Source organism: Photobacterium sp. GSS17 (genome assembly GCF_028621875.1).
Taxonomy (GTDB): domain Bacteria; phylum Pseudomonadota; class Gammaproteobacteria; order Enterobacterales; family Vibrionaceae; genus Photobacterium; species Photobacterium ganghwense.
Map to the genome: position 1 here is coordinate 243,653 of NZ_CP117518.1, position 24,471 is coordinate 268,123.

A 24,471-nucleotide genomic window follows, 5' to 3' on the forward strand; every position below is an offset into this window, starting at 1 on the left:
TTCAGCTGGTATGCGGAAACAATGTTCGTACCTGTTCCAGGGTTTTTGCGAAAGGGTGCGCCTCCAGTTTGCCGAAGCCGCTCATTTGCCGCGCTTTAATCTGAGTGTGTAACGGCATGGCCATTCCACACAAAAAGCGGGTTATGGCGTGTGCGGATGGCGGGGTCGGGCATGCATTAATAAACGGGTCACACCAGGTCTTCAGCAAGTTGTCGGATACCGGTTCTAGCGCATTGGGTGCCGGTAATTGGGCGACATTGCCACGGCAAACCGAGCAGTGACCACACTCGGTTGGCGCGTTGTGATCGGCGAAGTAACCGGCCAGGGTGTGGCTGAGGCAGTGCTCATTTTCAAACAGGGCCAGCATGTCTGCCAGTCGTTTAATCTCGCTTTGCTCTTTGGTTTTGAACAGTTGATACAGGCGTTCTGTCAGTTGCTCGGGATCAAAGTGCTGTTGGCATACCCGGTACACATCGGTCATTTGTTTACTTTCCAGCGTGATCCAGCCTTTTTCGCTGAAATAATCAATGGCTGCGACAACACGCTTTCGTTCCGCCCTTCCGGTATGCCACAACGCGTCAAAATCGACGGTATGCCAGGTGCGTGCTTTAGGCGAGCAGGCGAAAATCTGGCGGACAAAGGTTTGGCGTTCCCCCTGAAAACTGTTAACGATGAGGGTTTCATCAACCAACAGTTTGAATCGGTAATCTGCAAAATAGGTGTACTGCGGCTCAATGATGCTTTCAATTTCAAGGTAGACCAGCAAGGTTTTCAGCGGCAACAGGCGAATATTGACGGTTTTGGATAACCGGTTGAGCATCACTTCCCATTGCTGGGGGTGAGCCTGAATCTCGTTCAGTACGGCATGGATGGCGGAACGATCCGGGGTGTCACCGTAGACGAAGTTTTCCAGCACATTCATTCCACTCCGATCTGCCAGCAGTACGCACTCAGACCGCAAACCATCCCGGCCGGCACGACCGATTTCCTGGCTGTAATTCTCGATGGATTTAGGCAGATCAAAGTGGATCACCTTGCGGATATCCGCTTTATCTATGCCCATGCCAAACGCGATAGTGGCGATGATGCAGTGATGCCGGCCGGACATGAAATCCTGCTGAATCTGCTGGCGTTGTTCGCTGTCCATACCGGCATGGTAGGCGGAGGCCTCATAGTTGTGTGCTTTTAGCCAGTGAGCGAGATCTTCGGCGGTTTTTTGCAAGGTAACATACACAATTGTAGGTAACCCCGGAGTGTGGTTCAGTACCTCAAGTAGTTGCTGGTTTTTACTCTCAGCTGAGGCTGGAGTAATCGCAATGTCCAGATTGGGGCGGTAAAAACCGGTGATGACAATATGCTGCTTTTCAATGGCAAATTTGGCGCACATGTCGTCAATCACGGCTGGTGTCGCCGTGGCGGTCAGTAACAGCACCTGCGGAATGTTGAGATCGGCGCGGTGCTGAGGCAGTTTTAGGTAGTCAGGGCGGAAGTTATGTCCCCACTCTGAAATACAGTGTGCCTCATCAACCACCAACAGAGAAATGGGGACTTGTGAGATAAAGTGCCGGAAACGCTCGTTATTCAGCCGCTCGACGGAGATCATCAGCACTTTGATCTCTCCGGCTCTGACGGCTTGCATGACGCGCTGGCTGTCTTCCCAGCTCTGGCTTGAATCAATAGATGCCGCCGGAATTCCCTTGCTGTGGAGAAAATCGAGCTGATCTTTCATCAGCGCGAGTAAAGGGGAAATGACCAGAGTCAGATGGGGTAATTCCAGTGCAGGGAGTTGATAGCACAACGATTTGCCGGAGCCCGTTGGAAATATGGCTGCTGACGAGTGGCCATCAAGAAGCTGTTTAATCACTGTTTCCTGACCTGGTCGCAGCGAGCCAAAACCGAAGTAGTGTTTCAGATTGTGCAGATACATAGAGAGCTGTGAGGTAAGTTGCCGTAAGCCGGATCATAGCGAATTCGGACTGAATTACCCAGCCAGAGTGAAAAAATAGCGGATTGATCGCATCCCTCTGCGCCATCAGCGCCTGCTACTGTCTCAAAACGAGAAGTGGCATGCCTGCGCGTAGGCATGCCAGATGATAGCTGAGCGTTAAGACATCTCGGATGGTAAACCGAACTATCGCACCTTATGAAGGCAAGTCTTTGATATTGAAGTGCTCAAATAAACACCAAAGGTTAGCTACGGCGCTCGTTGAAGCGGTACGCCAGATGGTAAAACTCATCGACCCGGGCTTTCAGAATGGCACTGCTGTTTTCCACTTGAGTCACTTCATCCAGATTCTGATGGGAGGTGGCGGCAATCGCATGAACATGCTGACCTGTTTGTTCAGACAAGGTTTCCTGCTCCGCTGCTGATGAGCTCACCTGTTCAATCAGTTGATTGATTTCTAGCATGTTGGTTTCGACTTCCTGAATGGCCCTCACCCCGGCTTCTGCAAGTTCAACACAGGCATTGGTATCATCGCGGTTGCGTTCAATCAGTGATTGCCAGTTTTCAATGGTCGCCAACATATGGTTGATACTGGTCTGAATCTGTTCGGTCGCAGACTGGGTTCTGGATGACAGGGCTCGAACTTCATCGGCAACAACGGCAAAGCCTCGGCCATGCTCTCCGGCGCGGGCAGCTTCAATGGCAGCGTTTAGCGCCAGCAGGTTGGTCTGGTCGGCAATGCCACTGATTTCTGACATGACAGAGCTGACTTTCCCGGCTTCCTGGCTTAATTGACGGGTTGCTTCTGTTGCCTGTTCCGCTTGCTCGGCAAGGTGACACAGGCTGGTTTGCGTGGTATCTAAATGCTGGCGAGTCTGCGCGCAGTGATTGCGCGTTTGGTCCAATAGAATTTGGCTGTTGTTGGCATGTTCAGCTACGGTGCGGGCTGAGCCTGAAATATCGTCCATTGCATTTGCCACGTGCTGGATGTTGTGATTCTGCTCCGTGATTGCGTTGCTGACACGGCTGGCGGAATCATTCAGTTCATCGGCCAGGCCGTTGAGCGGCGCGACAGCATCGGTCATTCGACCCAGCACAGTGCGGATACGCGCGGATGCCATCTTGAGGTGGTAATCAGCCACTGAGAAGGGGGTCTTACCGGAGAAAATGAGGCGGCTAATACTGTCATACTGGGATTTCAGTTTGTTAAGCCGTGTGGGAGTATCCAGTAGTTCGTTACGGAAAAACAGTGCCAGAGCCGTAACCGGCGCGAGGGATAACCAGGTTTGTGCTGTCAATCCATCGTTATTCAGACTGGCGATGAATGGTGCTACGCAGGCCAGAGCCAGTAGGCTGTACTTAAAAGCTGGGGGAATAGAGAGCTGAAGTGAGCTGCTATTTCCTTCTGTTTTCAATAAGTGCTGATACGCCTGCTTGGCAGAATGGACCATTTCTGGGTCAGGTTTCACTCTGACTGACTGATATCCGGTGATCTTACCCTTGTCATAAAGTGGGGTGATATAAGCATCGACCCAGTAAAAACCTCCGTTTTTGGTGCGATTTTTCACCATGCCCCGCCATGCATTGCCAGCTTTAAGGCGTGACCACAAATCGCGGAAGGCGGCTTTTGGCATGTCCGGGTGACGGATAATATTGTGGTGTTGTCCCTGCAGTTCTTCCATGGTGTAGCCGGACACACGACAAAACGAAGGATTACAATAGGTTATAACACCATTTAAATCCGTTGTTGATACCAGTTGTTCACCTTCGGCGAAGGTTACTTCCTTGTCACTTTCTTGAGCAAATATAGAAGTCGGAATATTTTGAGCTGACACGACAATTCCTTTTTTATTGTCTTGTTATTTATGCGCGCATAAAAGCACATTGTTATTATGGATATCAATATGTTAACGGATAATTTGACGGTTTTGTTAAACCTGAAAGTCAAATGTCTAATAAATCATCATATTTGTCGGTGTTTTTTTGCGGGTGGTGTCAGAATGTGAACGGGGTGTGTCAGTCTTGGTGTATTCAAGGAGCATTTAAACGAGGCGGGAACGGAAATGTTTCGGAATGTTTGGCGATACGTCACCGCTGGTCTGAGCTTGTGTTTCCTGCTGTAAACAGACTGTTTCTGAATGAACTGTGTTTCTTAGAGCCAACAACCGATAAAATTATGCGCAACCGATTACGTCGGAATAATACATTCAAACAGTCAGCCTAAAAGATATCTTGACCATGAAATTGGAAGCAGTCGATTATAACGCCGAAAATGCCGCTGAGCTTTTCGTTGAATCCCTACGTACGACAGGTTTCGGTGTGCTGAAAAACCACCCGATTCAGCAGGAACTGGTTCAGTCTATTTATGACAACTGGCACCGATTCTTTAATACCGAAGAAAAGGAAAACTTCCGTTTTAACGTAGAAACGCAGGACGGTTTCTTCCCATCAGAAGTGTCTGAAGTGGCTAAAGGTCATACCAAGAAAGACATTAAAGAATATTTCCACTATTACCCATGGGGTCAGTGTCCGGCAGAGTTGAAAGACGAGCTGCAACGCTACTACGATGAAGCCAATAAGCTGGCTGGCGAACTGCTGGCATGGGTTGAAAATCATTCTCCAGCTTCTGTGTCTGAAGGCTATTCGCAGTCTCTGTCGAGCATGATCGACGGCAGTGATAAAACGCTGTTGCGCGTGCTGCATTATCCGCCGCTAAACGGTGAAGAAGAGCTGGGAGCGATTCGTGCGGGTGCCCATGAAGATATTAACTTGCTGACTGTTCTGCCATCCGCCAACGAGCCGGGCTTGCAGGTACAGACCAAAGAGGGTGACTGGCTGGATGTTCCTTGTGACTTTGGCAACCTGATCATCAACATTGGCGATATGCTGCAGGAAGCATCGGGTGGCTATTTCCCGTCGACGACACACCGTGTTGTCAACCCGGAAGGGACGGATAAAACTAAAGCGCGTATTTCGCTGCCGCTGTTTCTGCACCCGAAACCGGAAGTCGTCTTGTCTGAGCGCTACACTGCCGATAGCTACTTGATGGAGCGTCTGCGTGAGCTGGGTGTGATTTAACCTGATCTATAAACTGAAAGAGCCAGCCGGTGTGCTGGCTTTTTTTTTGATGAATATCAATCAACCTGCCACAAATCCGCCGATTCCCCCTCTGCCTCTTCCATTTTCATCTGCCGCATTGGCTATGCCAACTACACTTAACAACGTTGACATAATCATTGCGCTGCCGTCAGGCGGGCAAAAAAGAAGGAGTGGTGTGATGAAATCGGTTCTGACAATCATTGCCTTGAGTTCGCTGTTGCTGACAACAGGCTGTGAGCCAAATCAGCGGGGCAATACCCTTTCTTTTACCTTGCCGCAGGGGAACGCTCAACGTGGCGAACAGCTATTTGAAAAATATCAATGCCTTAGCTGCCATACGATGGAAGGTTATGAACGGCCTGAAGTCCTGGATGAATCCGGTGTAAGTGTTGAGCTGGGCGGGCGTGTACCGAAATTGAAAACATATGCCGAGCTGGTTACATCGGTCATCAACCCTTCCCACTCCATCGCCCCCGGCTATGATGTGCAGGAAGTCACGCATTCTGGCGAATCCATTATGCCAAGTTATAACGACGTGATGACAGTAACGGATTTGGTCGACCTCATTACTTTCCTCGAAGCGAAGTATGAACTTGAACCGTATGAGTACACCACTTACGGTAAGTACCGTTAATCGCATTGGATACTGACTCGGAATGCGGGCATGCCCATGGCCTGAAGTGCATCAATGTAGCAATTCAGGCGGGTTTGCCCTTCAGGAGGAGATGGGTGAGCACGGTTCAGCTGATTCTGCACAGCAATATGATCCAAGTGGATCTGGCTGCCCGTCGTTCGCAGGGCGTGGTTTTCGCTGGTGGCGTATTCAGCGTCCGGTGCCGCAGTCGAGTCACAATCCGAATGCTGCGCCTGCAAAATGTCTCCAACTATCTGAGCTCGATGCACGTGGTCTGCGGTGCTGAGCAATGTCGCATGCCGTATGCCAGCTTGCAGTAACAGCGGTAAACTGAACCGAAGATTCTCTATCGTGTTTGCAGACTGAGATTCAACTAAGAGTCGTTGCGGGCTGACCCCGTGTTGCGACAACCAGTGAGCCATTCGTTCTGCTTCGCTCATCCCTTGCTTGGCCAATCCACCACTGACCAATATCTTACTGGTTGGGTAACGTGTTGCCAGTTGAAGCGCTAATGCAAGCCGATTCAGTAGTCTCGCGGACATCGACCCATCGGCATTAAGTGTGTATCCCAGAATAACAAACGCATGTGCTGAAGATGCCTCCAATGACGAAGTCCGCCATGATGAATATGACAATGATGAACATGGCAACGAACTGATTCTCTGAGAACTATCGGGTGTCTTTTCTGAGATATCCGTCAGGTAGCGGACGGGTTGTGCCAGACATCGATTAAGTATTTCCAGCGAGCGGTTAAGAAGCACAGTAGGTGGGGCGTGATGGTTTGACTGGTACAGCGAACTGGGAGAGTTTTCAGCCAACTGATGCTGATACCATCGGCTCAACATCTGCTGACCGGTTGCATGGTGCCAGACCGCAAAGTAGCACAGTATGTCTTGCCGTTGTTGCCGGGTAGCGAGCGGTAATGCCTTTGCATACAAAGACAGGGCGCTTGAGAGTCGGCCCTGAAACGTTTTGATGTTGGCCAGTGTCAGCAATATATTGCAACGCAGTTTATCATCCAACGGGGTTGGATTGGATTCATTCAGGGCCTGATAAAGATAATAGGTGGCTACGGCCAGGTTCGATTCTGTTTTGTCCTTGAATGGGTATTGAGAGCGGTTTGGGCTGTAGAAGGCGGCACTTGCCTGCTCAAGGTACTTGTTCAACATTGCATTGGCGGCAATGGCAGGCATCGAGAAACATCCTGTTGAATGATAGCGTGAAAGTGTACGGATTATATTCTGGGCGCTGAATATCCTACTGACCGAGGCTAAGTAAAGGAATGCAAATGCCCGGAAAAGTCGACATGTTCGTCACAATATTTGCTTTTTACGTCTTTAGACGGCTCGCCTTGAACTAAGGTTAGAAAACGCTTTTTCATCACGAAAGAGGAACTGACAATGAGCAATGCGTTCGAGCAACACGGTGCCTTCAGTTGGTCTGAACTACTGACCGATGAGCCGGAAAAAGCCGTGGAATTTTATACCAAAGTGATTGGCTGGGAAGCGGAGGCAATGTCGATGCCGGAAGGGACTTATTATGTCCTGAAGGCAAACGGTCAGCCGGTTGGCGGTATTATGGGAAAACCTGACGGTTATCAGGATATACCGAATCACTGGGGGACGTACATTACCGTAGCCGATGTGGATGAAACGCTGGCAAGTATTACGGCTGCTGGGGGGAGTGCCGTGTACGAGCCTATGGAAGTACCGGGAGTCGGGCGAATGTGTGCTGTCAGGGATCCTCAGGGTGCGGTTGTGTCGATTATCACTTACGAAGCCAAGGATTGTGAGTAGTCTTACTCAAGATGAAAAGACCGCCCTGAGGCGGTCTTTTTGTCAGTCCGAATTACTTAATACTGTGCAGCATGTAATCGATGATAGGGTCGTCATTGGCTTTCATCGCCAATGCTTTTGGCAGATGAGTCGGTTTGTTTAAGATCTCCCGGGTGATTAGCTCATCCAGTAGTGGCTTAAATTCAAAACCGGTTTTGCCGACAAACAGTGAAGTCAGATCTTCCTCGGCGTAACTTTGCAGCGCATCCTTCAGCCCTTTCAGGTAGAGGTAGTCTTTGGTGAAACCACCGCCACGATACGCGCGAGCCGTAATCGTAAAGGCCAGGTTATCACTCAGGTTGTAGTTATGCTTCAGAAGGTGGAACGTTTCGCTGAAGCTCTCACCACGCACCATCATGTCAACCGCAATTACACGCAGCGCCAGAGTTTTCAGACGATGCAGCGGGAAACTGCCGGACAGATGCTCACACAAAATGGCAAGACCTTCCTGAGTATGGGTGTTACCCGGCAGACCCAGTTTCAGTACTTTCAGCGGCTGCAAGTCAGCGTTAGCACTGGTAACCAAGTGGACCCCAAGCTCATGGTGAATCAGCGCATTCAGATCCTTCTGGTTAAACTTGCTGGCAAGGTTAACCTTGATAACTCTACCGCTGACCATCGCACGAGCAATTAACTGCTTCGAGCCTGTTACCTTGCATTTCATGCCATACTCATCAGCGGCAACTTTGAAAGCCTGAATGGCTTCTTCAGCACTGATGGTTTCTGCTTCCGGCGTATTGTATTCGCTCGCATGCAGAATAAAGTTGGCATTGGCAATGTCTTGAGCGTCCGGCTGACCGTAGTAACGCAGCGAGTTATACAGGAACTCATCGCGGCCGATGCTGGTCAGCAGGTCAATACGTACTGCCAGCTGATCAATGACCTTACGGTACATCTGCTGAATATCCGCATCACGAATATCTTCTACCGGCAGGCGGTATAGTTGCTCGCGGAACTTATACGGATCCAGATCCAGCTGACGGTAAGTGAACGTCGGCTCATAATCGTGCGGACGGTGCAAGAACCGGCGCTTTTCCTGCTTCAGGTTCAGCGGGTTGATATAGCTCAGCGTATTGACGCCACGCGCAATTGTGTACAGCTGGCGATCCAGTTTCAGCACTTCTCGTGGCAGACGAGAAGCCAGAACGTGGCTGCTGGTCAGCTTTTTCACTTTGGTGCGGCGCAAAATCGTTTCGGCGGCGTGCTCACTCAGCGCGGTTTTCATAGCGGCTTTCAGGGTTTCGATCACCAGCGGGTAACTTTCCCCGCGGCTCTCATCCATGTAAACCTTTTTGATTTCCAGCGGCAGGATCAGGGTATTACGGAAGTTCGCTTTAATGAAACTTGCCTGATAACCCATGCCCATGAACACGTCATTGTTTTTAGCCGTAACATTAATGTTCGGTAACTCAATGGCGTCCAGCCCTTTCAGGAAACTATCAATTTCTTTACGCCAGCGGCGCGTATTGACCTGCTTGGTACCCAAATTGAATACCGGGGTATCGCGTTCAATTCGTTGGTAGTTGTAGGAATGAACATCATAAAGCAGGCACAGGCCAAAACGTGTTTCCAGTGTATCAACCAGACACGCCAGAATACGGTAATAACAGTTGTGCTTCGCCAGTGAGGTTGAACGCTCAGAATCTGTCAGAGGCTCGGCCCATACCGGCTTGCCCCAGGCTTCTTCGTAAATACAATTATCCGGCGCGCGGTTTAGATCGTATTCGTAACGGGAATCTTCACCTTGCAGCACGATTGGCAGAGATGAAATAAAGTCCCCGGTGAATGGATCTTCTTCGTAGTAGCGTTCATCCTCATTGAGCAAGCACTTAGGGATCAGGTCACCGCGCAGGCGGTGACCGTGATGGATGGCAGTTGCAATATAAGGCTGATACTCACTAATCCGAATTGTCAGACTCCCGTCCGGCAGCTGAGCCTCAAACGGGATTTGTTGCTGGATTCTGTCCAGCACTTCTGCTTCAGAAAGTTGTAGCATCGGCAATTACCTGTCGGAATTCGTTTTTACGTGCAATGCTAACTTCTTTAGCAGTGACTACGGTTTCAACAAAATCAATAACCTGAGCCTGAAGTTTTGTACGGTTCAGGCGGTTAATACGGGTGATACCACCAGGGCTGAGTACGTTAACTTCAACCAGTTTACCTTTGATTACGTCCAAGCCGACAAAATACAGACCATCGCGAACCAGTTTTGGACCAATGTGCTTACACAGACGCAGCTCTTGCTTCGTTAGTGTATGTTTCACTTCTTTACCACCGGCATGGATGTTCGAGCGGACATCACCCTGAGCAGGAACACGGCGCATTGCACCAATGGGTTCGCCGTTCAGCATCATGATACGCACGTCGCCTTCTTCCGCACCCTCAATGTAATCCTGCAGGATCACATAGTTCTTGTCGTCACCGATGTAGAAGTCCAGCAGAGATTTCACACTTGATTTTGCGCTTTTCTCTACCAGGATCACACCTTTACCACCGTAACCATTCAGCGGTTTCAGGATCATGCGCTCGTTAGGGTTTTCTTCCAGGACACGTTCCAGGTAGTCACGGTTCTTTGATACGTGAGTCGCTGGAATAAATTCGTTACCCGGATCTGGCAGTGAAGTCGTGTACAGTTTGTTGTTTGCAACACGTAGGCCATCAATGTCATTAACAATGAAGGTCTGGTCACGAACAGAATCCAGGAAGTTCAGTGCCATGGTATCCAGTGGCGGGTTGGCACGCATGAAAATTACGTCAAACCCGGCCAGAGGTAGCTGTGCTTTACGGAACTCGGCCTTACGGTAGAAGCTGGGGATGTTCGCGGAAACTTCACCCTGTTTCAGAACGTGGCAGAATGCGATAGCAGTGCTGTGGCGCATGGTCAGGTTATTTGGAGTTGTAATGGCTACCGTGTGACCACGCGATGCGGCTTCATGGATCAGGCGCAAGGTTGAGTCATTTTCTGGCTCAACTTTGCTCCACGGATACATAACAAAACAAATTTTCATAGCTGTTGCCTATTAGCTGTCATCAATTAGACAGGTTATAAAAAAACGTAAGCCATCGCACAACAGTGGATGGCTTACCGGTTTGACTTAATAATAGCTGGTTAAGCTGTGTGGCTTAGATGTCCAGGTCGGAATCGTTATCCACATCGTCATCTTCGTCGAAGCTACTGCTTGCTTTTCGCTGTGATACGCACAGAGTATAGCTTCGAACTTTGTTTGTGGTTTTATTTAGGTATTTCGTCCAGCATTTTGCAAAGCTGGAGGTAATTTCCTGCTTACCGCTGAGTTCGGCCAGGAAGAATTTTTCTTCATCGGATTCTGGCTCGATAGAGCCGTCGATGAGGCCGCGCATGGTACGACCATAGTTTTCAAGGATCTGAGCTTCGCTGACGGTAAAAACACCAGAACGGTTGAAGCCTCGTGGGAAATTTTTATCGTCGTAAAATTTACCTACACTTCTCATTTGATATGCTTCCAGACGAAATTTGCGATGATATTCTTTCAGAGTTGTGCTGTTGTAAAACAAATATTTTTACTTGTTACGATAAGAAACATTGATTAATCTATGTCTCTAAACTGAGATACTATCGCTGTTTTATCTTCTTCTTCGTTATAGAGAACGCTAGTGGATACCGAACTACTCAGAACCTTTCTTGAGGTCACAAAAACCCGCCACTTCGGACGGGCGGCAGACAATCTATTCCTCACGCAGTCTGCTGTCAGTTTCCGCATTCGTCAGCTGGAATCGCAGCTGGGTAATGAGCTTTTTTCTCGTCAACGAGGCAACGTCCATCTGACCGCTGCCGGTGAACGCCTTCAGCCTTATGCAGAAGCGATTCTGCAAACCTGGGGACGGGCGAAGCAGGATGTTGCCCTGAGTAACAGTCTGAACCAACAGATTACGATTGGTGCTTCTGCTTTATTCTGGGAGTTTGATGGCATTTCTGATTGGGTTAGCCGTATCTATCGTCACGTTGAAGGCTTGGCATTGCGTCTTGAGTCTGTTCCTCGTCAGAGTCTGGCCAAACAGCTGCTGGACAAAACCATCGATGTCGCGATTACCAGTGAACCGCCGAAGATTGAAAATCTGCATGTGACAAGAGTGCGCGACTTTCAGTTGCAGTTGATGGCAAGCCACCCGAACTGCACGCTGGAGCAGGTGATGTCGAAGCCATTAGTGTACCTGGACTGGGGCACGCGTTTTTCGATGGAACAAAGCCGTATTACTGAAATGCAGAAAACACCGATCATGCACACTCACTCCAGCCGTATGGCGATGGAGTTTTTACTGAGCAGTGACAGTGTCGGCTATTTACCTTCTCCGGTCGTCGCGCAATGTGTTCAGGAGGGGCGTTTGCATCCTGTCATTGATGCTCCGATCATGGAGCAATCGTTGTACTTAGTTTGGCGAGAGGACAGCGAAAAACTGGACATGTTAGAGGCACTGCTCACCGTGCCGTTTAACCAGATTATCGAAAGTCTGTAAAAAAATAGCCCACCTAATAATCAGTGGGCTATGCTTTTTCTGAACGAGAAGTTTTATTTATCGTAACGAGAAAAATATCTCGTTGTACAGAAAATGCCGATTTCTCCTATGCTCCGAATATCCCCTGTAGTAGGGGAATGGGTATAAGAAAAACCTGATGTACATCACAAATGGCATTTTCTTTTTGATAGCAGCCTTACTATTCTGTACCGCGCTTTTGGTCTTTAGTATTTCTGTCATAATCAAAAAATACACTTCAGTTTCAATAGGCAACGGCATTCTGTTTATGTCTGGAATGGTTGCTGTTGTTCAACTAACCTGTATATGTTACTTACTCTGGAATAGTTTCAGGAAACAGCTATGGCTAAGTTAGATCAAAAGTTTTCTAAACGGTCTAAGTCAAAAGACAAATTTGATATTGAAGACGAATTTTCGGACTTCAATCAACAATCAAGGAAGAAGAAACGCCGAACTACACGTCACCGCGACGAATATCCGGAGTATGACGACAGTTATTGATTTTGCTTGAAGTATGAATGCCAAGGGTGCCGACAGGGCACCCTTTTTTGTTTTGGCATTTTTGTGACTGATTTTCCTTCCACGATAGCTGTTCAGGCCTCTGCTCTAGAGTTGCAATGTAAATTGTCTGGAAGCGTTGAGCGGCTGTTGTAGTGTCAAAACAACGGACTGAAGCCAGAGCCTCTTTCAGGATACACATTCTTATACGCTTGCTTTTCTCCTATTACATATCATTCCTTCTTTTTATTTCGTCTACTATAGCTGCATCTTGTATAGCTACGTCTTGTATAGCTACGTCTTGTATAGCTATGTCTTGTACAGCTGCACCATGTCTTCCGCCGATTGCCTGTAGCTTTTTCTACGTGCAATTCTCGCTAAGGCTGCCTGTGTGAAGCCAGAAGCTTACGTTGCAAGCTGTCACGGTGTTTGATCAACATTTCTCTATTCTTATGATGTATACTGTGGCCAGCTGTCTGGTTTAGATAAAAGGTAATACCATTTTATGTTTGAGAATCTGAATATCCCTGAGGGGATGGAGAAAGAGCCTGAACTGCCTATTCCTACGTTGGAAGAGCAAAAAGCCATTGTGGCAGAACTCAAGCGCCTGGAAGACGCTGGTGAGCTGACGCCAGAAGTTCTGGAAGCCTTTATGACCGGTAAGAAAACACCGGGTCAGGAAAGCTGATTCTCAGGTTGATAGCGCCTGAGGTGAGTTGGGTTGACGCTGTATGGTTGAATCGTGTATCAGTAAATTGATACTGAAGTGCAGGGTGCGTAGCTGATGAATGTCTTGATGATTACCGTCAAAATAACGTCACGCAATAACTGGTTAGTTCCAACGCGTTAATCTCACTGAGTTTAAAACCTCAAATAAAAAGCGGTGTCTTTATAGGCGCCGCTTTTTATTTGTCTTTAGGGGGTTGGAATAGCCTTGATTAAGGCTGAGTACTATAAATTTCACTAAATAATGTTAATTAACTGTCATTTTTATTAGGACAAAAAAGTGCAGTCTTCAATTGCGAAGCTATCCTTTTAGCTATACTTATCAGTATCGGTTTTAAGACAGGAGTAATGAATTTACTGATAACGGAGTATTCATAGTTTATCTAATGGAGTGAGATGAATGGTTGAGGAAATTCAATTTTACGAGCCTAACGATGCAAATGGCTTTTTGTCCAATTTTGCGGCAAGCCCTATCGAATTAGGCGGCGTCATTTGGCCTACCAGTGAACATTATTATCAGGCGCAGAAATTCAGTGATCCTGAAATACAACAGCAGATACTTCATGCCGCTACTCCAGATGAAGCTTTTGCCTTGAGCCGCTACAATGAAGACCACGTCAAAGCTGACTGGGTGGACGTTCGTCATGCTGTTATGCGGTATGTGGTCTTTGAAAAATTTCGTCAGAACACTCGCTTGGCGCACTTGTTGGTCAGCACCGGCGATAAGATGCTGACCGAACATTCCCATAAGGATCCTTATTGGGGAGATGGCGGCGATGGGAGCGGGCAAAACGAACTGGGTAAAATTCTGATGGAAGTGAGGGACCATTTTGCTGAGCGCGAACCTTACAATCTGGTGCATTTTGTTGACAGTGCCAAACTGCCGACCCAGTGGGGCACATTTCAGATGTACGGGTTTATCGAACAAGCTACCGGAAAAGAACATCTGGCGTTGGTGTATGGTCAGCTTAAAGAGAATGAACCCCCTCTGATCCGTCTTCACTCTGAGTGTCTGACCGGGGATGCTTTGTTCAGCGCCCGTTGCGACTGTGGCTTCCAACTGGCCCGCGCGATGCAGAATATTGTAGAAGCCGGGAGTGGGGTGCTGTTCTATCTGCGACAAGAAGGGCGTGGTATCGGCCTCATCAATAAAATTCGGGCCTATCATTTGCAGGATGAAGGCGCTGATACCGTGGAGGCGAATGAGGCGCTGGGGTTTGCTGCTGATATGCGTGATTACTCTTTCTGCCGCGGTATGCTGAGCTTCCTGAATATCAAATCCGTGAAGCTGATGACGAACAACCCACGAAAAGTTAAAGCATTGGTAAAAGCGGGTATTAATATTTCAGAGCGCGTACCACTGCAAGAAGGAAATAACCCGCATAATCAAGGTTATTTAAAAACCAAAGCGAAGAAGCTGGGACATATGTTCGATTCCTCGTTTATTGATTAGAAAAAAAAGCATAACCATCAATGTTGTGGTTATGCTTTTTCTTTTTTGCCCGTCTGGCTAAGGGGGGTTAATAATACTTTTGGATAATATCGTTAATGGTTCCGGCCGTTTTTAATTCTTTCAGGCGCTGATTAATAAATGTTTCGAGTTTTGGATCCATCAGCGGGTCAAAAGCCAGGTAGATAGGATAATCGGGAATGACGGCACCAAAAGGCTGAATATCATATTGATCGTCATCCAGATGCTGAATATTCATGTTATAGCGAACGCGTGATTCCATTTCGACAAACGTAGCATCGCCGGGCAGTTTGTGAATCACGCGAAAAGCGGCCCCGTAATCTTTAACCCTGAGTTCTTCGACAGTGCCGTTATTGATGTAAGGAAGCAGTTGAGGGTAGTCAAAGCCATGAAGTAGTACTACGACCTTATTTCTGATGTCTTCAATCGTATTGAACTGAAAAGGCTTTTTATGACTGCTGACCAGTACATGGCGAACATTGTAAATTGGCTCTGCCGACAGGTTATCGGCCTGAACGCTGCCCCACTCAGGGCTGCCGTACGTGATCCAGTTGGGTTCGCCTCCGGCTTCGAGCAACGAGATCATGCGATTGAATGGGTAAGTATGATACTCAATTTGATAATCGCTGTTACTAAAAACAGCTTTGACAATGTCGGTAACTATACCTGAGTGTTGATTGTGATCTTCGATTTGAAATGGGGCTGCTTGTTTCGCAATCACATAGTAATTGATGACCTTACCGTGCTCGGCCAGTGCAGGGAGAGCGAACAAAGTAAGGAGGGGTAACAGCTTTGTCATTATATTTTCCTTACCAATCATAGAGTAAATCCGTCTACTATTATGGTAGTAAAGGATATTGAAGATGCGAGTTTAAGGATGGACAAAACGCTTCAACCATCACACAAAAAACGGAGCCTCAGCCTGTCAAAACAGCTATTGCTCTGGATCACACTGCTTAGTGTGTTATTTACCGTGCTGACGACCGGATTAAGCCTTTATGTCGATTATCAGCAGGAACTGAATGAAATTCAGAAGCGCTTTGATGAAATCGAAAAAAGCTATCTTTCAAGTCTGACAGCCAGCTTATGGGTTGAAGACCGCGAGCAACTGAAAACCCAGGCTGAAGGGATTATGAAGTTACCGTCAATTTCCTACTTGAGGATCAATGACGGGTTTGATGACATTGTTGAGTTGGGCAAACCTTTTACATCAGCCATGCTTGAGCATGAGTGGAGGATGACTCACACAGCTATCAATCGGACGTATGAATTAGGCAAAATTATCATTCACTCAGATTTGAGTGTGGTGTATCAAAACTTATGGAATAAATTTCTGCTGCTGCTTATTGGGCAAACGTTACAGATTTTTGTGCTGTCGGTGTTTATTCTTTTGGTGACCTACCGGTTAGTGGTGAAGCCTCTGACGGATATGTCCCATGCCGTTACGCAGTTTGACGAAAAAAACGTCCCCACACCGCTGACATTACCTCATCGCTGGTTTAGAGATGAAATCTCTATCCTTGCCCGCCAGTACAACAAATCGGTGAATCAAATTCGTGAGAACTACCAACAACTGGAAGAAGCCCGTAAATATGCAGAAGAGGCCAATCTCAAGAAAAGCGAATTTTTGGCCAATATGAGCCATGAAATTCGAACCCCAATGAATGGCATCATTGGTTTATCCGGCCTGATGCGGGACATGGATATGCCCGCAGAGCAGAAAGAATACATCAATATGCTTCATACCTCTTCGTTATCCTTGCTCGATTTGATTAACGATATCCTCGATTTTTCCAAGATTGAAGCCGGTCGCCTAGAGCTGGAATCCATGCCGCTGAACCTGTTTGAGCTGAACAAGGAAGTAGAATCCCTGTTCAAAGTTCGGGCCGCTGAAAAAGGGCTGGCACTGCGTTGCACGGTAGACAAGCAGGTTAGCCCGTTATTGATGGGGGATGCCACCAAACTGCGTCAGATCCTGAACAACCTGATCAGTAATGCGGTTAAGTTCACCGCTTCTGGTTACGTTCATCTTCATATACAGCATCTTGAGGAGTTGCAAGACAGTCACCGGATTCAGTTTGAAGTGATTGACAGCGGGATTGGGGTTCCTGAGGAGATGCACGAAGCTATTTTTGAAAAATTCCGTCAGGCCGACGGCAGTACCACCCGCAAATATGGAGGTACGGGGCTGGGGCTGGCAATATGCAGAGAGATGGTCTGGCTGATGGGCGGAGAGCTGAAAATTGTCAGCTCAGCAGGGAAAGGCAGTCGTTTTTATTTTGTGCTGGATTTGGCGAAAAATGTAAGTCATCAGGTAGCCGATGACAGAGATGTTCTGAACGGCTTACGCGTTCTGCTGGTGGATGACAGCATGCTCAATATGCGAATAACGTCGTCTCAGCTCAATGCCTTTGGTGCGACGGCCGTCAGTTGTGACGACGCTGCTTGTGCAGCAGGTATGGTTAATGAGGCTATCGTTGCTAATGCGCCGTTTGATATTGTCATCATTGATAAGGTAATGCCGGAAATGGATGGTTTCCAGCTTGCTCATCAGCTTAAAACGACATTTGGTGAGAATTGCCCGAAAATGATGATGATTTCCGCTGCACCTGATGTCGGCGATGATAAGCGAGCCCGGGAGGTGGGTGTCGGGGGCTTCCTGGCCAGACCGTACAAAGAAAGTAATCTCAAATGGGCAGTGCAGCAACTGGCTGCTTTCCGAACGCAGTCCCTCTCCCCGGCAACACTACATAACGATAGTGCTACACAGGTTCCGGTTACACCTAAGCCATCGGAAACGACGCCGGAAGGGTATTTCCGTTCATTGCTTAATGAGCCTGGCATGCCCATTCTTACTGAAACCAACCCTCTGGAAAGTCCTGTCCATTCCAGTGCAGGTATAGACAGGGCTGAGAAAACAAACGAGCAGCCAGTGTTGGTGAAAACATCAGTCATGGTTGTCGAAGATACCATGATCAATCAGAAGGTATCGAAAATGATGCTGGAGAAATTGGGCGCTGAAGTCACTATTGCCGAAAATGGCCAGGAGGCGATTGAAGCCTTCAAACGTGCTCATTTTGATCTGATCTTCATGGATTGCCAGATGCCTGTGTTAGACGGTTTTGAGGCGACGAAGGCGATTCGGCTGCTCGAGAAAGAAGGTGAACACATACCGATAGTTGCCTTGACGGCAAATGTTATGAAGGAGGAGCGGGATAAATGCCTGGCGGCTGGTATGGATGATTTTGTTTCAAAGCCTGTCAGCCAGACTACATTAAGGCAAAAACTGATTCAGTACACACCGGGCAAAGTGGTGACGACCGATTAAGATCGCCACCAGCAGTGGCCGTTTATGTCAGGGTTCGATTAAGTGTGCAATCTGCCTTGTTCAGTAAGGCTTTGCCACTATGGTCTTAGCATAAGGGTATGCCCTTGCCGTAAGAAGGCATCGCATCCCGGGTGCGTGAATCTGTTTAATCTACTCAGGAAACCTGGAAATCGTCAGCCAGTTCATTATCTGGCAGGTTGTACAGATTGACTGTGACGGTCAGTGTTTCTTCACTGGTGTCTTCGGTAATGTCTTCAATCACGTAAAAATCACTACTTTTATGTTTTAGTGAGTCGTCAACCAGTATCAGCAGACTGTCATTAATATTGCCGGTTATCTCTACCGTTTCGACAAGTTCAAATTGCCCATATTCCAACTCCGTCGGTGCCAGAAGCTCCGGAGTGGCGTGTGCAACAGTGGAGAGGGCCAGAAGGGAAAATGCGGTCAAAGTTTGCTTAATCATAGCTATTTGGATCTTGCTCGTAACAGAGAAAATGAATACGGTTCTACTTTGCCATGCGGGTGTTTCTGATTGTCAAATGGACGTCAAAAAGCAAACTTTTCTCCCGCAGTAACGAGAAGAGCCGCCCGAGCATCAAAATCGAAAATGATGGAAAAGTTGAAGCTTACTATTCCCCGTGTATCACTGACAGCGAAAGCCAGAGAGGAATGGCTAAAAACGAAGCGCTACTGACGAGGAACCAAGACGTGTGTTCTCAGGTGCGGCAACTAGTATCTGGGCAGCGATAAAAAAAGGGAAGCTTAGCGGGTAGCCGTCGTCTTCCCTTGGAAATGTGTGTCGTGAGAGAAACGGATATCAGGCGCGCTGTGCATCCGGCTGATTAACTTTGATTTTTTCTGCTCCCCTCAGCATGGCGTGGATCAACTCATTGGCTTCAAACTTGGTCAGGGCTTCATGCGCCCCCACCTGGTGCGCCTGAGAGACACTGATCTCACTGGACAACGAAGTGTGCAGAATAATGTAGGCCTGATTCAGGCGCGGGTTGTTTTGAACCTCAAAGGCCAATTCATAGCCATCAAGCCCCGGCATTTCGATATCACTGACCAGAATCTCAAACGGCGCGCCAGCATCTGCCGCGTGCTTGAGCATCTCGAGGGCATCACTGCCGGTTGTGGCAATGAAATAAGGGATTGAAATACTGTCCAGTGCTTGTGACAGTTGGCGCCGGGCAACGGCAGAGTCATCGACCAGCAGAATTTTCAGTGGGCGAAGAATCTCTCGCTCAATGTCGGTCAGTACCGGATGCAAGCTGTCTGGAGCATCAGGAAAGACTTTTGACAGCAACAGCTCTACATCCAGCAGTTGAATCAGCTTGTTTTCTACCGTGGTGACCCCGGTGACGAACACATGTTTACCCAGGGAGCTTGGTGGAGCATCAATATTATGCCAGTTACATTCTGTGATTTTATCAATTCCGCGTACCAGGAAACCCACCAGCATCCGGCGGCAGTCGGTGATAATGATGTAACAGTTTTTCAATTCATCCGGCTGTAAGGGAGGATAGCCAACGGCTTTTGCCATATCAATCACTGGAAGCGTTTCACCGCGCAGGCTGGCCGCCCCCAGAACAGTAGGGTGAGAATGAGGAATGACCGTCAGTGGGGTATAAGGAACAATCTCTTTCACTTTTAACGTACCAATCGCAAATGTCTGCAATGGCGTTAAATGAAAAAGCAGCATGCCTTGCGACTGATTGGTGGCTGATTTGATCATTCGGCAGTCCCTTTTTTACGGAAAGTTAAGCTCAGCAGCGCCGCAAAAAATGTCAAAGGCGCTGGATTGGTATCTTTAGCAACTATAGTAGCTTTTTATAGGGGAGGGAGGGAAGGAAGTTATTGAGTTTTAGGTGATTAAATGGACACCCACGCTAAATCGAAGGACAGAAAAGTCGCAATTTACGGCTGCGACAGGAGTCATTGAGGTGACCGGAAACTTTGAGCCTCTGGCTAACTATCTTGTTACATTTACATACTTTTCACAGAATGCTTTGAGTTGACAGCAAAAAAGTGAATTCACATTTCGCGTGTCAAAAAAACTTCGCTAAGACTTATGGAGTCTTTTTTGGTTGTGCAAAAAATGCCCAACCAATTCTGCCAATAACATGACTTCAACATTAGTGGAGAACAACATGCAAAAGGGATTACGTCTGAGCAAAATCGCCGGGGCGATGGCTGCAATGCTGATGGCTGGTGCCACCGCAAATGCTTTCGCTGCGCCAACTCATGACAAGAACGTCATTGGTTATATTACTCAGTGGGAGGCCTGGAAAGGCGCAGATGCAGGCTTTTCTGTCAAAGGTGAGGCGACCCATCTCAACGTTAATATGGATATTTATTCTATCCTGAATTTCTCCTTCTTTGGTGTCGCAAAAGATGGTTCTTTGCACAGCGGTGATTTACGCAATAAGAACATCTATCAGCCGGGTTCGGTGCAGGAGCCGGGTCCTCTGCTACACCCTGATGTGTACTCAAGCTGGGACTTCCACATTCTTTGGGGTGAGCTGGAGTATGTACACCAATTCCCTGGAAATGAAGCCTGGGAAGCTGAGCAACTGCGCAAGGTGCAGGAGCAGGGCTTCGTGAAAGATGGCAATGGCTGGCTGCACACCCCTTCCGGTGTGAAAGGGCAGATGCCAATTCCACTGAAAAAAGCGGGTGGTGCACCGGGCTTGATTGACCTGGCGCATCAGAAAGGGGTGAAGGTCATGGCTTCTCTGGGTGGTTGGAGCATGTCCAAACACTTCCCTGAAATGGCCGCCGATCCGGTGAAAAAAGCCCGTTTCCTTCAAGATATTGATAAGGTGATGGCACTGGGATTTGATGGTATTGATATTGACTGGGAATACCCAGGTACCGGCGGTATGAACTTCCAGGGCAATCCGGAAGATTATGCAAACTTTGAACAGTTGATGGAAGACATCCGCGAGCGAATTGGCCCTAATAAGCTACTGACTGCCGCATTCTCAGCATCAACGGCGAAACTGGAAGGTTACAACTGGCCTCGTCTGGTTGCGTCAATGGATTACTTCAACATGATGACTTACGACCTTAACGGTGGTTGGTCAAATGTTGCAGGTCACAATGCCCCTCTTTACCCATATCCGGAAGAAGAGTTCCAGGGGTTGAACCTGGATTACCTGAAAAACTGGATGGCAGCCAAGGGGATTCCATCGAACAAGATTAACTTTGGCGCAGCGTTTTACGGGCGTGGCGTACAAACCACAGAAGCAACCGCATACGTGGGCGCGCCGACTGACAAACGTACGGTCAATTTCAGTGTTGATGGCCCGACAGAGTCGGCGGTAGATTTGGATAACTGGCAAGTATTTGAAGGCCAGCCAAACTACAACTACATCATGAAAGCACCGGGCTGGCAGCACATGTGGGATGTCAATGCTGAAGTGCCTTACGCAGTGAAAGGAAAGTACTTCCTGAGCTACGACGATGTACCGGCTATTGAGAAAAAGGCGCAGTACATTGTTGATAACAACTTGGGTGGTGTAATTGTCTGGCAGGTACACGGTGACATTCAGTGTGAAGGGACTTTCATCAACTACGGCAGCAAGCTGAAACAATGTACCAAATTGAGTTCACCATTGGCAGAAGCCATTGACCGCGTATTCACTCAGGGGACTACCCCTAATGCGGCCCCAGTGCTGGCTGCACCAGGGACTCAGGCGGCAACTTCCGGTCAGGTGATCAGTTTTGAGGTCTCTGCGACCGATGCCGATGGCGATGCGTTAGCATTTAGCGCCACCAATGCAACGATTGTTGACAATGGTAATGGTACTGCGACGGTGACTTACCAGGCCCCCAATACTTCGGTTGATCTGCAAGACAGCATCACCGTAAAAGTATCTGATGGTCGCAAAGCCACGACGTCTGTTGTGGTTGTTAACGTTAAGGGCTCAGGGCAGGCAGGCAATACTGCTCCGGTACTGAATGCGCCAGCAACGGCTACTGTTAACAGCGGGGAGTCTGTGGTGATTTCTGTCTCTGCTCAGGACGCGGATGGCGATACGCTGACTTTCACCGCTTCGGCAGGAACAGTTAGTAATACGGCATCAGGGGCTGACATTACATTCGTTGCACCAGTAGTTACGGCGGATACGAACGTTAATTTGATCGTCACCGTTTCTGACGGTCAGTTTGAAGCAACCTCAACAATTGCCGTAACGGTGAAGGCTGGCAGCACCGGTGGTGAAACAACTTGGGATGCTAATCAGGTTTATACCGCAGGTGACACGGTTTGGTTTGAAGGCGTACAGTACAAAGCCAAGTGGTGGACGAAAGGTGAAAAACCAGGAACCAGTTCGGTATGGGAAGCGGTAACAGCCGCTGGCGCTAATGAGTGGAGTTCAGCGACAGCCTATACGGGTGGCGAAGAAGTCATTTTCAACGGCCAAAATTACCGTGCCAAATGGTGGACTCAGGGTGATCAACCTGGCAACACCAGTGGTCCTTGGACTCAGCTATAATTTCCGTAATCTGCATCTGTAACTTAGCCCGGCCTTGTGCCGGGCTATTTGCATTCAGGAAAAGTTGGTGTGGCGCCACTATAGTTAAGGGGTGGAGAGGCAATGCGGAGCTAAGGTGATCAAATGGAACTACGTAATAAATCAGGTGAAGTAGCGAAATTGGCTGACAATTTAACGTTGAAAGAAATCGTGGATATGGGCTTCTCGCTGGATATTTGTGATGAAGCTTATGATCCAAATGAACATTGGAAAGTGAAAGGTACTAAGCCAAAAGGCCATCAGGGAGAATATCCTGAAAAGTAGGGTACGATATTCATTCGGACAGCACATCAGCTCATCTGGTCAGGCATAGATATCATGCAGTCGTCGTAAACCCTATGCGACATAAGATACCCTGACGAGTCATATGGCGTTAACCATCTTATCTTTATCAGAAAGCCAGCCTCTGCTGGCTTTTTTGTTACTTCGCGATTTTTTTCCCTGCTTGTGGCGTCTTTCCTCGGTAGTGGAGCGGGCAGTCTCCACATTTTGTCGTCGCCGGGAGCTGGTGGCGAAGGCAGCATGCTATACGGGGTGTTGGCTCCTGGCTTTCCAGTTTTATGGTTCGCCATAGTGGGTGCGGGATCGTGCCCAGGTTTGGTGAATTAAAAAGTTGTTGCCGGCAAAAATGTTGTTCATCGTCGGAAAGTGACAGCTGGCCTAAATACCAGTGAATAATGTAACCAGCATGACTCCAGTGCAGTTTCGCCGCCACAGGAGAAAGGGACGCTAGCCTATCAACCATTGGTGCAAGCAAGTCGGTTAATAAAGACTCTATCTGCTTGATCGGAGATTTCAGTTTTTGACAAAGTGAGCCTTGCGAGAAGGTTGTAGTAAGGTTCAGTGGCGCATGCATGTAAACGGGTTGACTGATTTCGATGAAGAAACGTTCTGGCCGCCCGCTGTCATGTGGACGCAGCCAAACCAACTCTGGCGACCAATTCGCCTTTAAATGGGATGCGAAAGACCAGTACATCAATGGGGGAACAAGTAACCCAAAAAACCACTGGCTCCACATGGAATGCAGTGCTTTCGTGTCTACACCATGAACAGTCCCGCGTCGCTCCCGAAGCTTTTCATTGTTATCACTTTGAGCTGCATAGTCTCTTGCAAACTCGTCAATCAGTGAAAAATAAGTGTCTTGCTGCAAGAGATGCTCAATATTCAACACATTTGCGCCATGCCCGGAAGGTTGAGCGGGAATCGCTGTTAAATGTTGCGCATAAAAAGGGGCATGTTCAGCCAGCTCGGCATTTAAACGATCACACAGCGCCGCTTGAGTGGCTGGTTGGATGAGGTTGATGGCGTTCATTGATTAAGGTCTCACTCATACGCAATTGAACGGCAGAGCCGGTACCAAAGCAGGGGAGACAATATCACGGAGAGTAATAAATAGAAATCATTATCATTGTTGTTTGAGTGGCTTGAGAAGGCGTGTTCTCAGAATAACGTGTCTAGCGTCAGGGACTTAAATCTACCTAGAGATTGTCAGACGGATAAAAATAGGTGTGTAGAACTGTATTTTTGAGCGTTTTTAATACAGGTGAATAATAATTGTGTGATTTTGTTCACAACCTTGCCGCGAATACTTTTATTCATCCAATGATGTGACATTATGAAGCGGTCTTACCGATGCAGAGCGCTTCGCTCAATCATTTGCGGGCATCGTATAATGGCTATTACCTCAGCCTTCCAAGCTGATGATGCGGGTTCGATTCCCGCTGCCCGCTCCAAGAATTCTTCAATAAAAGCCCACATTTAGGTGTGGGCTTTTCTGTATGCGGTAAAAATACGGTAAATTTTGAAACATCCCGTGTTATCAGAAAATTCAACAAAATTTTTAATAGTAGTATGGGATTTCAAAAAAAAGCAAAGTAACCTAACA

At 48.0% G+C, this 24,471-nt stretch carries 20 protein-coding genes and 1 tRNA gene; 11 read left to right on the forward strand and 10 right to left on the reverse strand.

Annotated features, from left to right (window positions below; all coding sequences use genetic code 11):
- Position 1: 1 nt before the first annotated feature.
- Together PGW97_RS17530 and PGW97_RS17535 are read right to left on the reverse strand one after the other, a co-directional pair.
- On the reverse strand, positions 2-1,927 hold the full coding sequence (locus PGW97_RS17530; protein ID WP_273860273.1) for a RecQ family ATP-dependent DNA helicase: 1,926 nt from the start codon (positions 1,925-1,927) through the stop codon (positions 2-4).
- A 263-nt stretch (positions 1,928-2,190) separates the two neighbouring features.
- Positions 2,191-3,780, reverse strand: a complete 1,590-nt coding sequence (locus tag PGW97_RS17535) for a methyl-accepting chemotaxis protein (protein ID WP_443147132.1) — start codon at positions 3,778-3,780, stop codon at positions 2,191-2,193.
- A gap of 403 nt (positions 3,781-4,183) precedes the next feature.
- Between PGW97_RS17535 and PGW97_RS17540 the strand changes: the two genes are divergently transcribed.
- Positions 4,184-5,023: an isopenicillin N synthase family dioxygenase gene (locus PGW97_RS17540; protein WP_047884749.1), complete on the forward strand. Its 840-nt coding sequence runs from the start codon at positions 4,184-4,186 to the stop codon at positions 5,021-5,023.
- A 199-nt stretch (positions 5,024-5,222) separates the two neighbouring features.
- Complete coding sequence (locus tag PGW97_RS17545) at positions 5,223-5,678, forward strand: c-type cytochrome (RefSeq protein WP_047884748.1); 456 nt, start codon at positions 5,223-5,225, stop codon at positions 5,676-5,678.
- On the opposite strand, the gene PGW97_RS17550 is transcribed toward PGW97_RS17545, so the two are convergent.
- Positions 5,675-6,871, reverse strand: coding sequence for a YdcF family protein (locus PGW97_RS17550; RefSeq protein WP_273860274.1), 1,197 nt, complete (start codon positions 6,869-6,871; stop codon positions 5,675-5,677). The genes PGW97_RS17545 and PGW97_RS17550 overlap by 4 nt on opposite strands.
- A 207-nt stretch (positions 6,872-7,078) precedes the next feature.
- On the opposite strand from PGW97_RS17550, the gene PGW97_RS17555 reads away from it, so the two are divergent.
- Positions 7,079-7,474, forward strand: coding sequence for a VOC family protein (locus PGW97_RS17555; RefSeq protein ID WP_217393908.1), 396 nt, complete (start codon positions 7,079-7,081; stop codon positions 7,472-7,474).
- Positions 7,475-7,526: 52 nt separating this feature from the next.
- On the opposite strand, the gene PGW97_RS17560 is transcribed toward PGW97_RS17555, so the two are convergent.
- From PGW97_RS17560 to maoP, 3 genes are all read right to left on the reverse strand, one after another.
- The gene (locus tag PGW97_RS17560; protein WP_047884746.1) at positions 7,527-9,509 is read right to left on the reverse strand and encodes a flavohemoglobin expression-modulating QEGLA motif protein; all 1,983 of its coding nucleotides are present in this window, start codon (positions 9,507-9,509) and stop codon (positions 7,527-7,529) included.
- Positions 9,493-10,521, reverse strand: a complete 1,029-nt coding sequence (gene gshB, locus PGW97_RS17565; RefSeq protein WP_047884745.1) for a glutathione synthase — start codon at positions 10,519-10,521, stop codon at positions 9,493-9,495. Before gshB ends, PGW97_RS17560 begins: the two co-directional genes overlap by 17 nt.
- Before the next feature lie 115 nt (positions 10,522-10,636).
- On the reverse strand, positions 10,637-10,984 hold the full coding sequence (gene maoP / locus PGW97_RS17570) for a DUF413 domain-containing protein (protein ID WP_047884881.1): 348 nt from the start codon (positions 10,982-10,984) through the stop codon (positions 10,637-10,639).
- Between the two features lie 162 nt (positions 10,985-11,146).
- Between maoP and hdfR the strand changes: the two genes are divergently transcribed.
- From hdfR to ribA, 4 genes are all read left to right on the forward strand, one after another.
- Entirely contained in the window at positions 11,147-12,007 is an 861-nt protein-coding gene (gene hdfR / locus PGW97_RS17575; RefSeq protein WP_047884744.1) for an HTH-type transcriptional regulator HdfR, read from the forward strand.
- A 360-nt stretch (positions 12,008-12,367) separates the two neighbouring features.
- Entirely contained in the window at positions 12,368-12,526 is a 159-nt protein-coding gene (locus tag PGW97_RS17580) for a hypothetical protein (protein ID WP_169776019.1), read from the forward strand.
- Positions 12,527-13,058: 532 nt separating this feature from the next.
- On the forward strand, positions 13,059-13,211 hold the full coding sequence (locus PGW97_RS17585; protein WP_373689519.1) for an ATPase: 153 nt from the start codon (positions 13,059-13,061) through the stop codon (positions 13,209-13,211).
- A 438-nt stretch (positions 13,212-13,649) separates the two neighbouring features.
- Complete coding sequence (ribA, locus tag PGW97_RS17590) at positions 13,650-14,702, forward strand: GTP cyclohydrolase II (protein WP_273860275.1); 1,053 nt, start codon at positions 13,650-13,652, stop codon at positions 14,700-14,702.
- Positions 14,703-14,769: 67 nt separating this feature from the next.
- On the opposite strand, the gene PGW97_RS17595 is transcribed toward ribA, so the two are convergent.
- Positions 14,770-15,519 (reverse strand): substrate-binding periplasmic protein, encoded by a 750-nt coding sequence (locus PGW97_RS17595; RefSeq protein ID WP_207104217.1) that lies wholly within the window; start codon positions 15,517-15,519, stop codon positions 14,770-14,772.
- Positions 15,520-15,597: 78 nt separating this feature from the next.
- On the opposite strand from PGW97_RS17595, the gene PGW97_RS17600 reads away from it, so the two are divergent.
- Positions 15,598-18,048 carry a response regulator gene (locus tag PGW97_RS17600; RefSeq protein ID WP_273860276.1) on the forward strand — a complete coding sequence of 817 codons (2,451 nt, stop codon included), beginning with the start codon at positions 15,598-15,600 and terminating at the stop codon, positions 18,046-18,048.
- A 154-nt stretch (positions 18,049-18,202) separates the two neighbouring features.
- Here the strand turns inward: PGW97_RS17600 and PGW97_RS17605 are convergent, their stop codons facing one another.
- Together PGW97_RS17605 and PGW97_RS17610 are read right to left on the reverse strand one after the other, a co-directional pair.
- Positions 18,203-18,511, reverse strand: coding sequence for a hypothetical protein (locus PGW97_RS17605; protein WP_047884740.1), 309 nt, complete (start codon positions 18,509-18,511; stop codon positions 18,203-18,205).
- 354 nt (positions 18,512-18,865) lie between these two features.
- A complete protein-coding gene (locus PGW97_RS17610; RefSeq protein WP_217393902.1) occupies positions 18,866-19,783 on the reverse strand; it encodes a chemotaxis protein in 918 nt (305 codons plus the stop codon).
- Positions 19,784-20,198: 415 nt separating this feature from the next.
- On the opposite strand from PGW97_RS17610, the gene PGW97_RS17615 reads away from it, so the two are divergent.
- Positions 20,199-22,547, forward strand: a complete 2,349-nt coding sequence (locus PGW97_RS17615) for a glycosyl hydrolase family 18 protein (RefSeq protein WP_273860277.1) — start codon at positions 20,199-20,201, stop codon at positions 22,545-22,547.
- A gap of 123 nt (positions 22,548-22,670) precedes the next feature.
- A complete protein-coding gene (locus tag PGW97_RS17620; RefSeq protein WP_047884738.1) occupies positions 22,671-22,850 on the forward strand; it encodes a hypothetical protein in 180 nt (59 codons plus the stop codon).
- 157 nt (positions 22,851-23,007) lie between these two features.
- Here the strand turns inward: PGW97_RS17620 and fhuF are convergent, their stop codons facing one another.
- Positions 23,008-23,898 (reverse strand): siderophore-iron reductase FhuF, encoded by an 891-nt coding sequence (gene fhuF, locus PGW97_RS17625; protein ID WP_273860278.1) that lies wholly within the window; start codon positions 23,896-23,898, stop codon positions 23,008-23,010.
- Between the two features lie 346 nt (positions 23,899-24,244).
- Between fhuF and PGW97_RS17630 the strand changes: the two genes are divergently transcribed.
- Positions 24,245-24,319, forward strand: a tRNA-Gly gene (locus tag PGW97_RS17630).
- Positions 24,320-24,471: the final 152 nt, after the last annotated feature.

Excerpts from the sequence above, each read along its gene's own strand:
- PGW97_RS17600 (WP_273860276.1), top strand. The coding sequence starts at position 15,598 with ATGGACAAAACGCTTCAACCATCACACAAAAAACGGAGCCTCAGCCTG.
- PGW97_RS17555 (WP_217393908.1), top strand. The coding sequence starts at position 7,079 with ATGAGCAATGCGTTCGAGCAACACGGTGCCTTCAGTTGGTCTGAACTA.
- gshB (WP_047884745.1), bottom strand. The coding sequence starts at position 10,521 with ATGAAAATTTGTTTTGTTATGTATCCGTGGAGCAAAGTTGAGCCAGAA.
- PGW97_RS17530 (WP_273860273.1), bottom strand. The coding sequence starts at position 1,927 with ATGTATCTGCACAATCTGAAACACTACTTCGGTTTTGGCTCGCTGCGA.
- PGW97_RS17615 (WP_273860277.1), top strand. The coding sequence starts at position 20,199 with ATGCAAAAGGGATTACGTCTGAGCAAAATCGCCGGGGCGATGGCTGCA.
- PGW97_RS17610 (WP_217393902.1), bottom strand. The coding sequence starts at position 19,783 with ATGATCAAATCAGCCACCAATCAGTCGCAAGGCATGCTGCTTTTTCAT.
- PGW97_RS17605 (WP_047884740.1), bottom strand. The coding sequence starts at position 18,511 with ATGATTAAGCAAACTTTGACCGCATTTTCCCTTCTGGCCCTCTCCACT.
- PGW97_RS17550 (WP_273860274.1), bottom strand. The coding sequence starts at position 6,871 with ATGCCTGCCATTGCCGCCAATGCAATGTTGAACAAGTACCTTGAGCAG.
- PGW97_RS17560 (WP_047884746.1), bottom strand. The coding sequence starts at position 9,509 with ATGCTACAACTTTCTGAAGCAGAAGTGCTGGACAGAATCCAGCAACAA.
- PGW97_RS17540 (WP_047884749.1), top strand. The coding sequence starts at position 4,184 with ATGAAATTGGAAGCAGTCGATTATAACGCCGAAAATGCCGCTGAGCTT.
- ribA (WP_273860275.1), top strand. The coding sequence starts at position 13,650 with ATGGTTGAGGAAATTCAATTTTACGAGCCTAACGATGCAAATGGCTTT.
- fhuF (WP_273860278.1), bottom strand. The coding sequence starts at position 23,898 with ATGAACGCCATCAACCTCATCCAACCAGCCACTCAAGCGGCGCTGTGT.
- PGW97_RS17620 (WP_047884738.1), top strand. The coding sequence starts at position 22,671 with ATGGAACTACGTAATAAATCAGGTGAAGTAGCGAAATTGGCTGACAAT.
- maoP (WP_047884881.1), bottom strand. The coding sequence starts at position 10,984 with ATGAGAAGTGTAGGTAAATTTTACGACGATAAAAATTTCCCACGAGGC.
- PGW97_RS17595 (WP_207104217.1), bottom strand. The coding sequence starts at position 15,519 with ATGACAAAGCTGTTACCCCTCCTTACTTTGTTCGCTCTCCCTGCACTG.
- PGW97_RS17585 (WP_373689519.1), top strand. The coding sequence starts at position 13,059 with ATGGAGAAAGAGCCTGAACTGCCTATTCCTACGTTGGAAGAGCAAAAA.
- PGW97_RS17545 (WP_047884748.1), top strand. The coding sequence starts at position 5,223 with ATGAAATCGGTTCTGACAATCATTGCCTTGAGTTCGCTGTTGCTGACA.
- PGW97_RS17580 (WP_169776019.1), top strand. The coding sequence starts at position 12,368 with ATGGCTAAGTTAGATCAAAAGTTTTCTAAACGGTCTAAGTCAAAAGAC.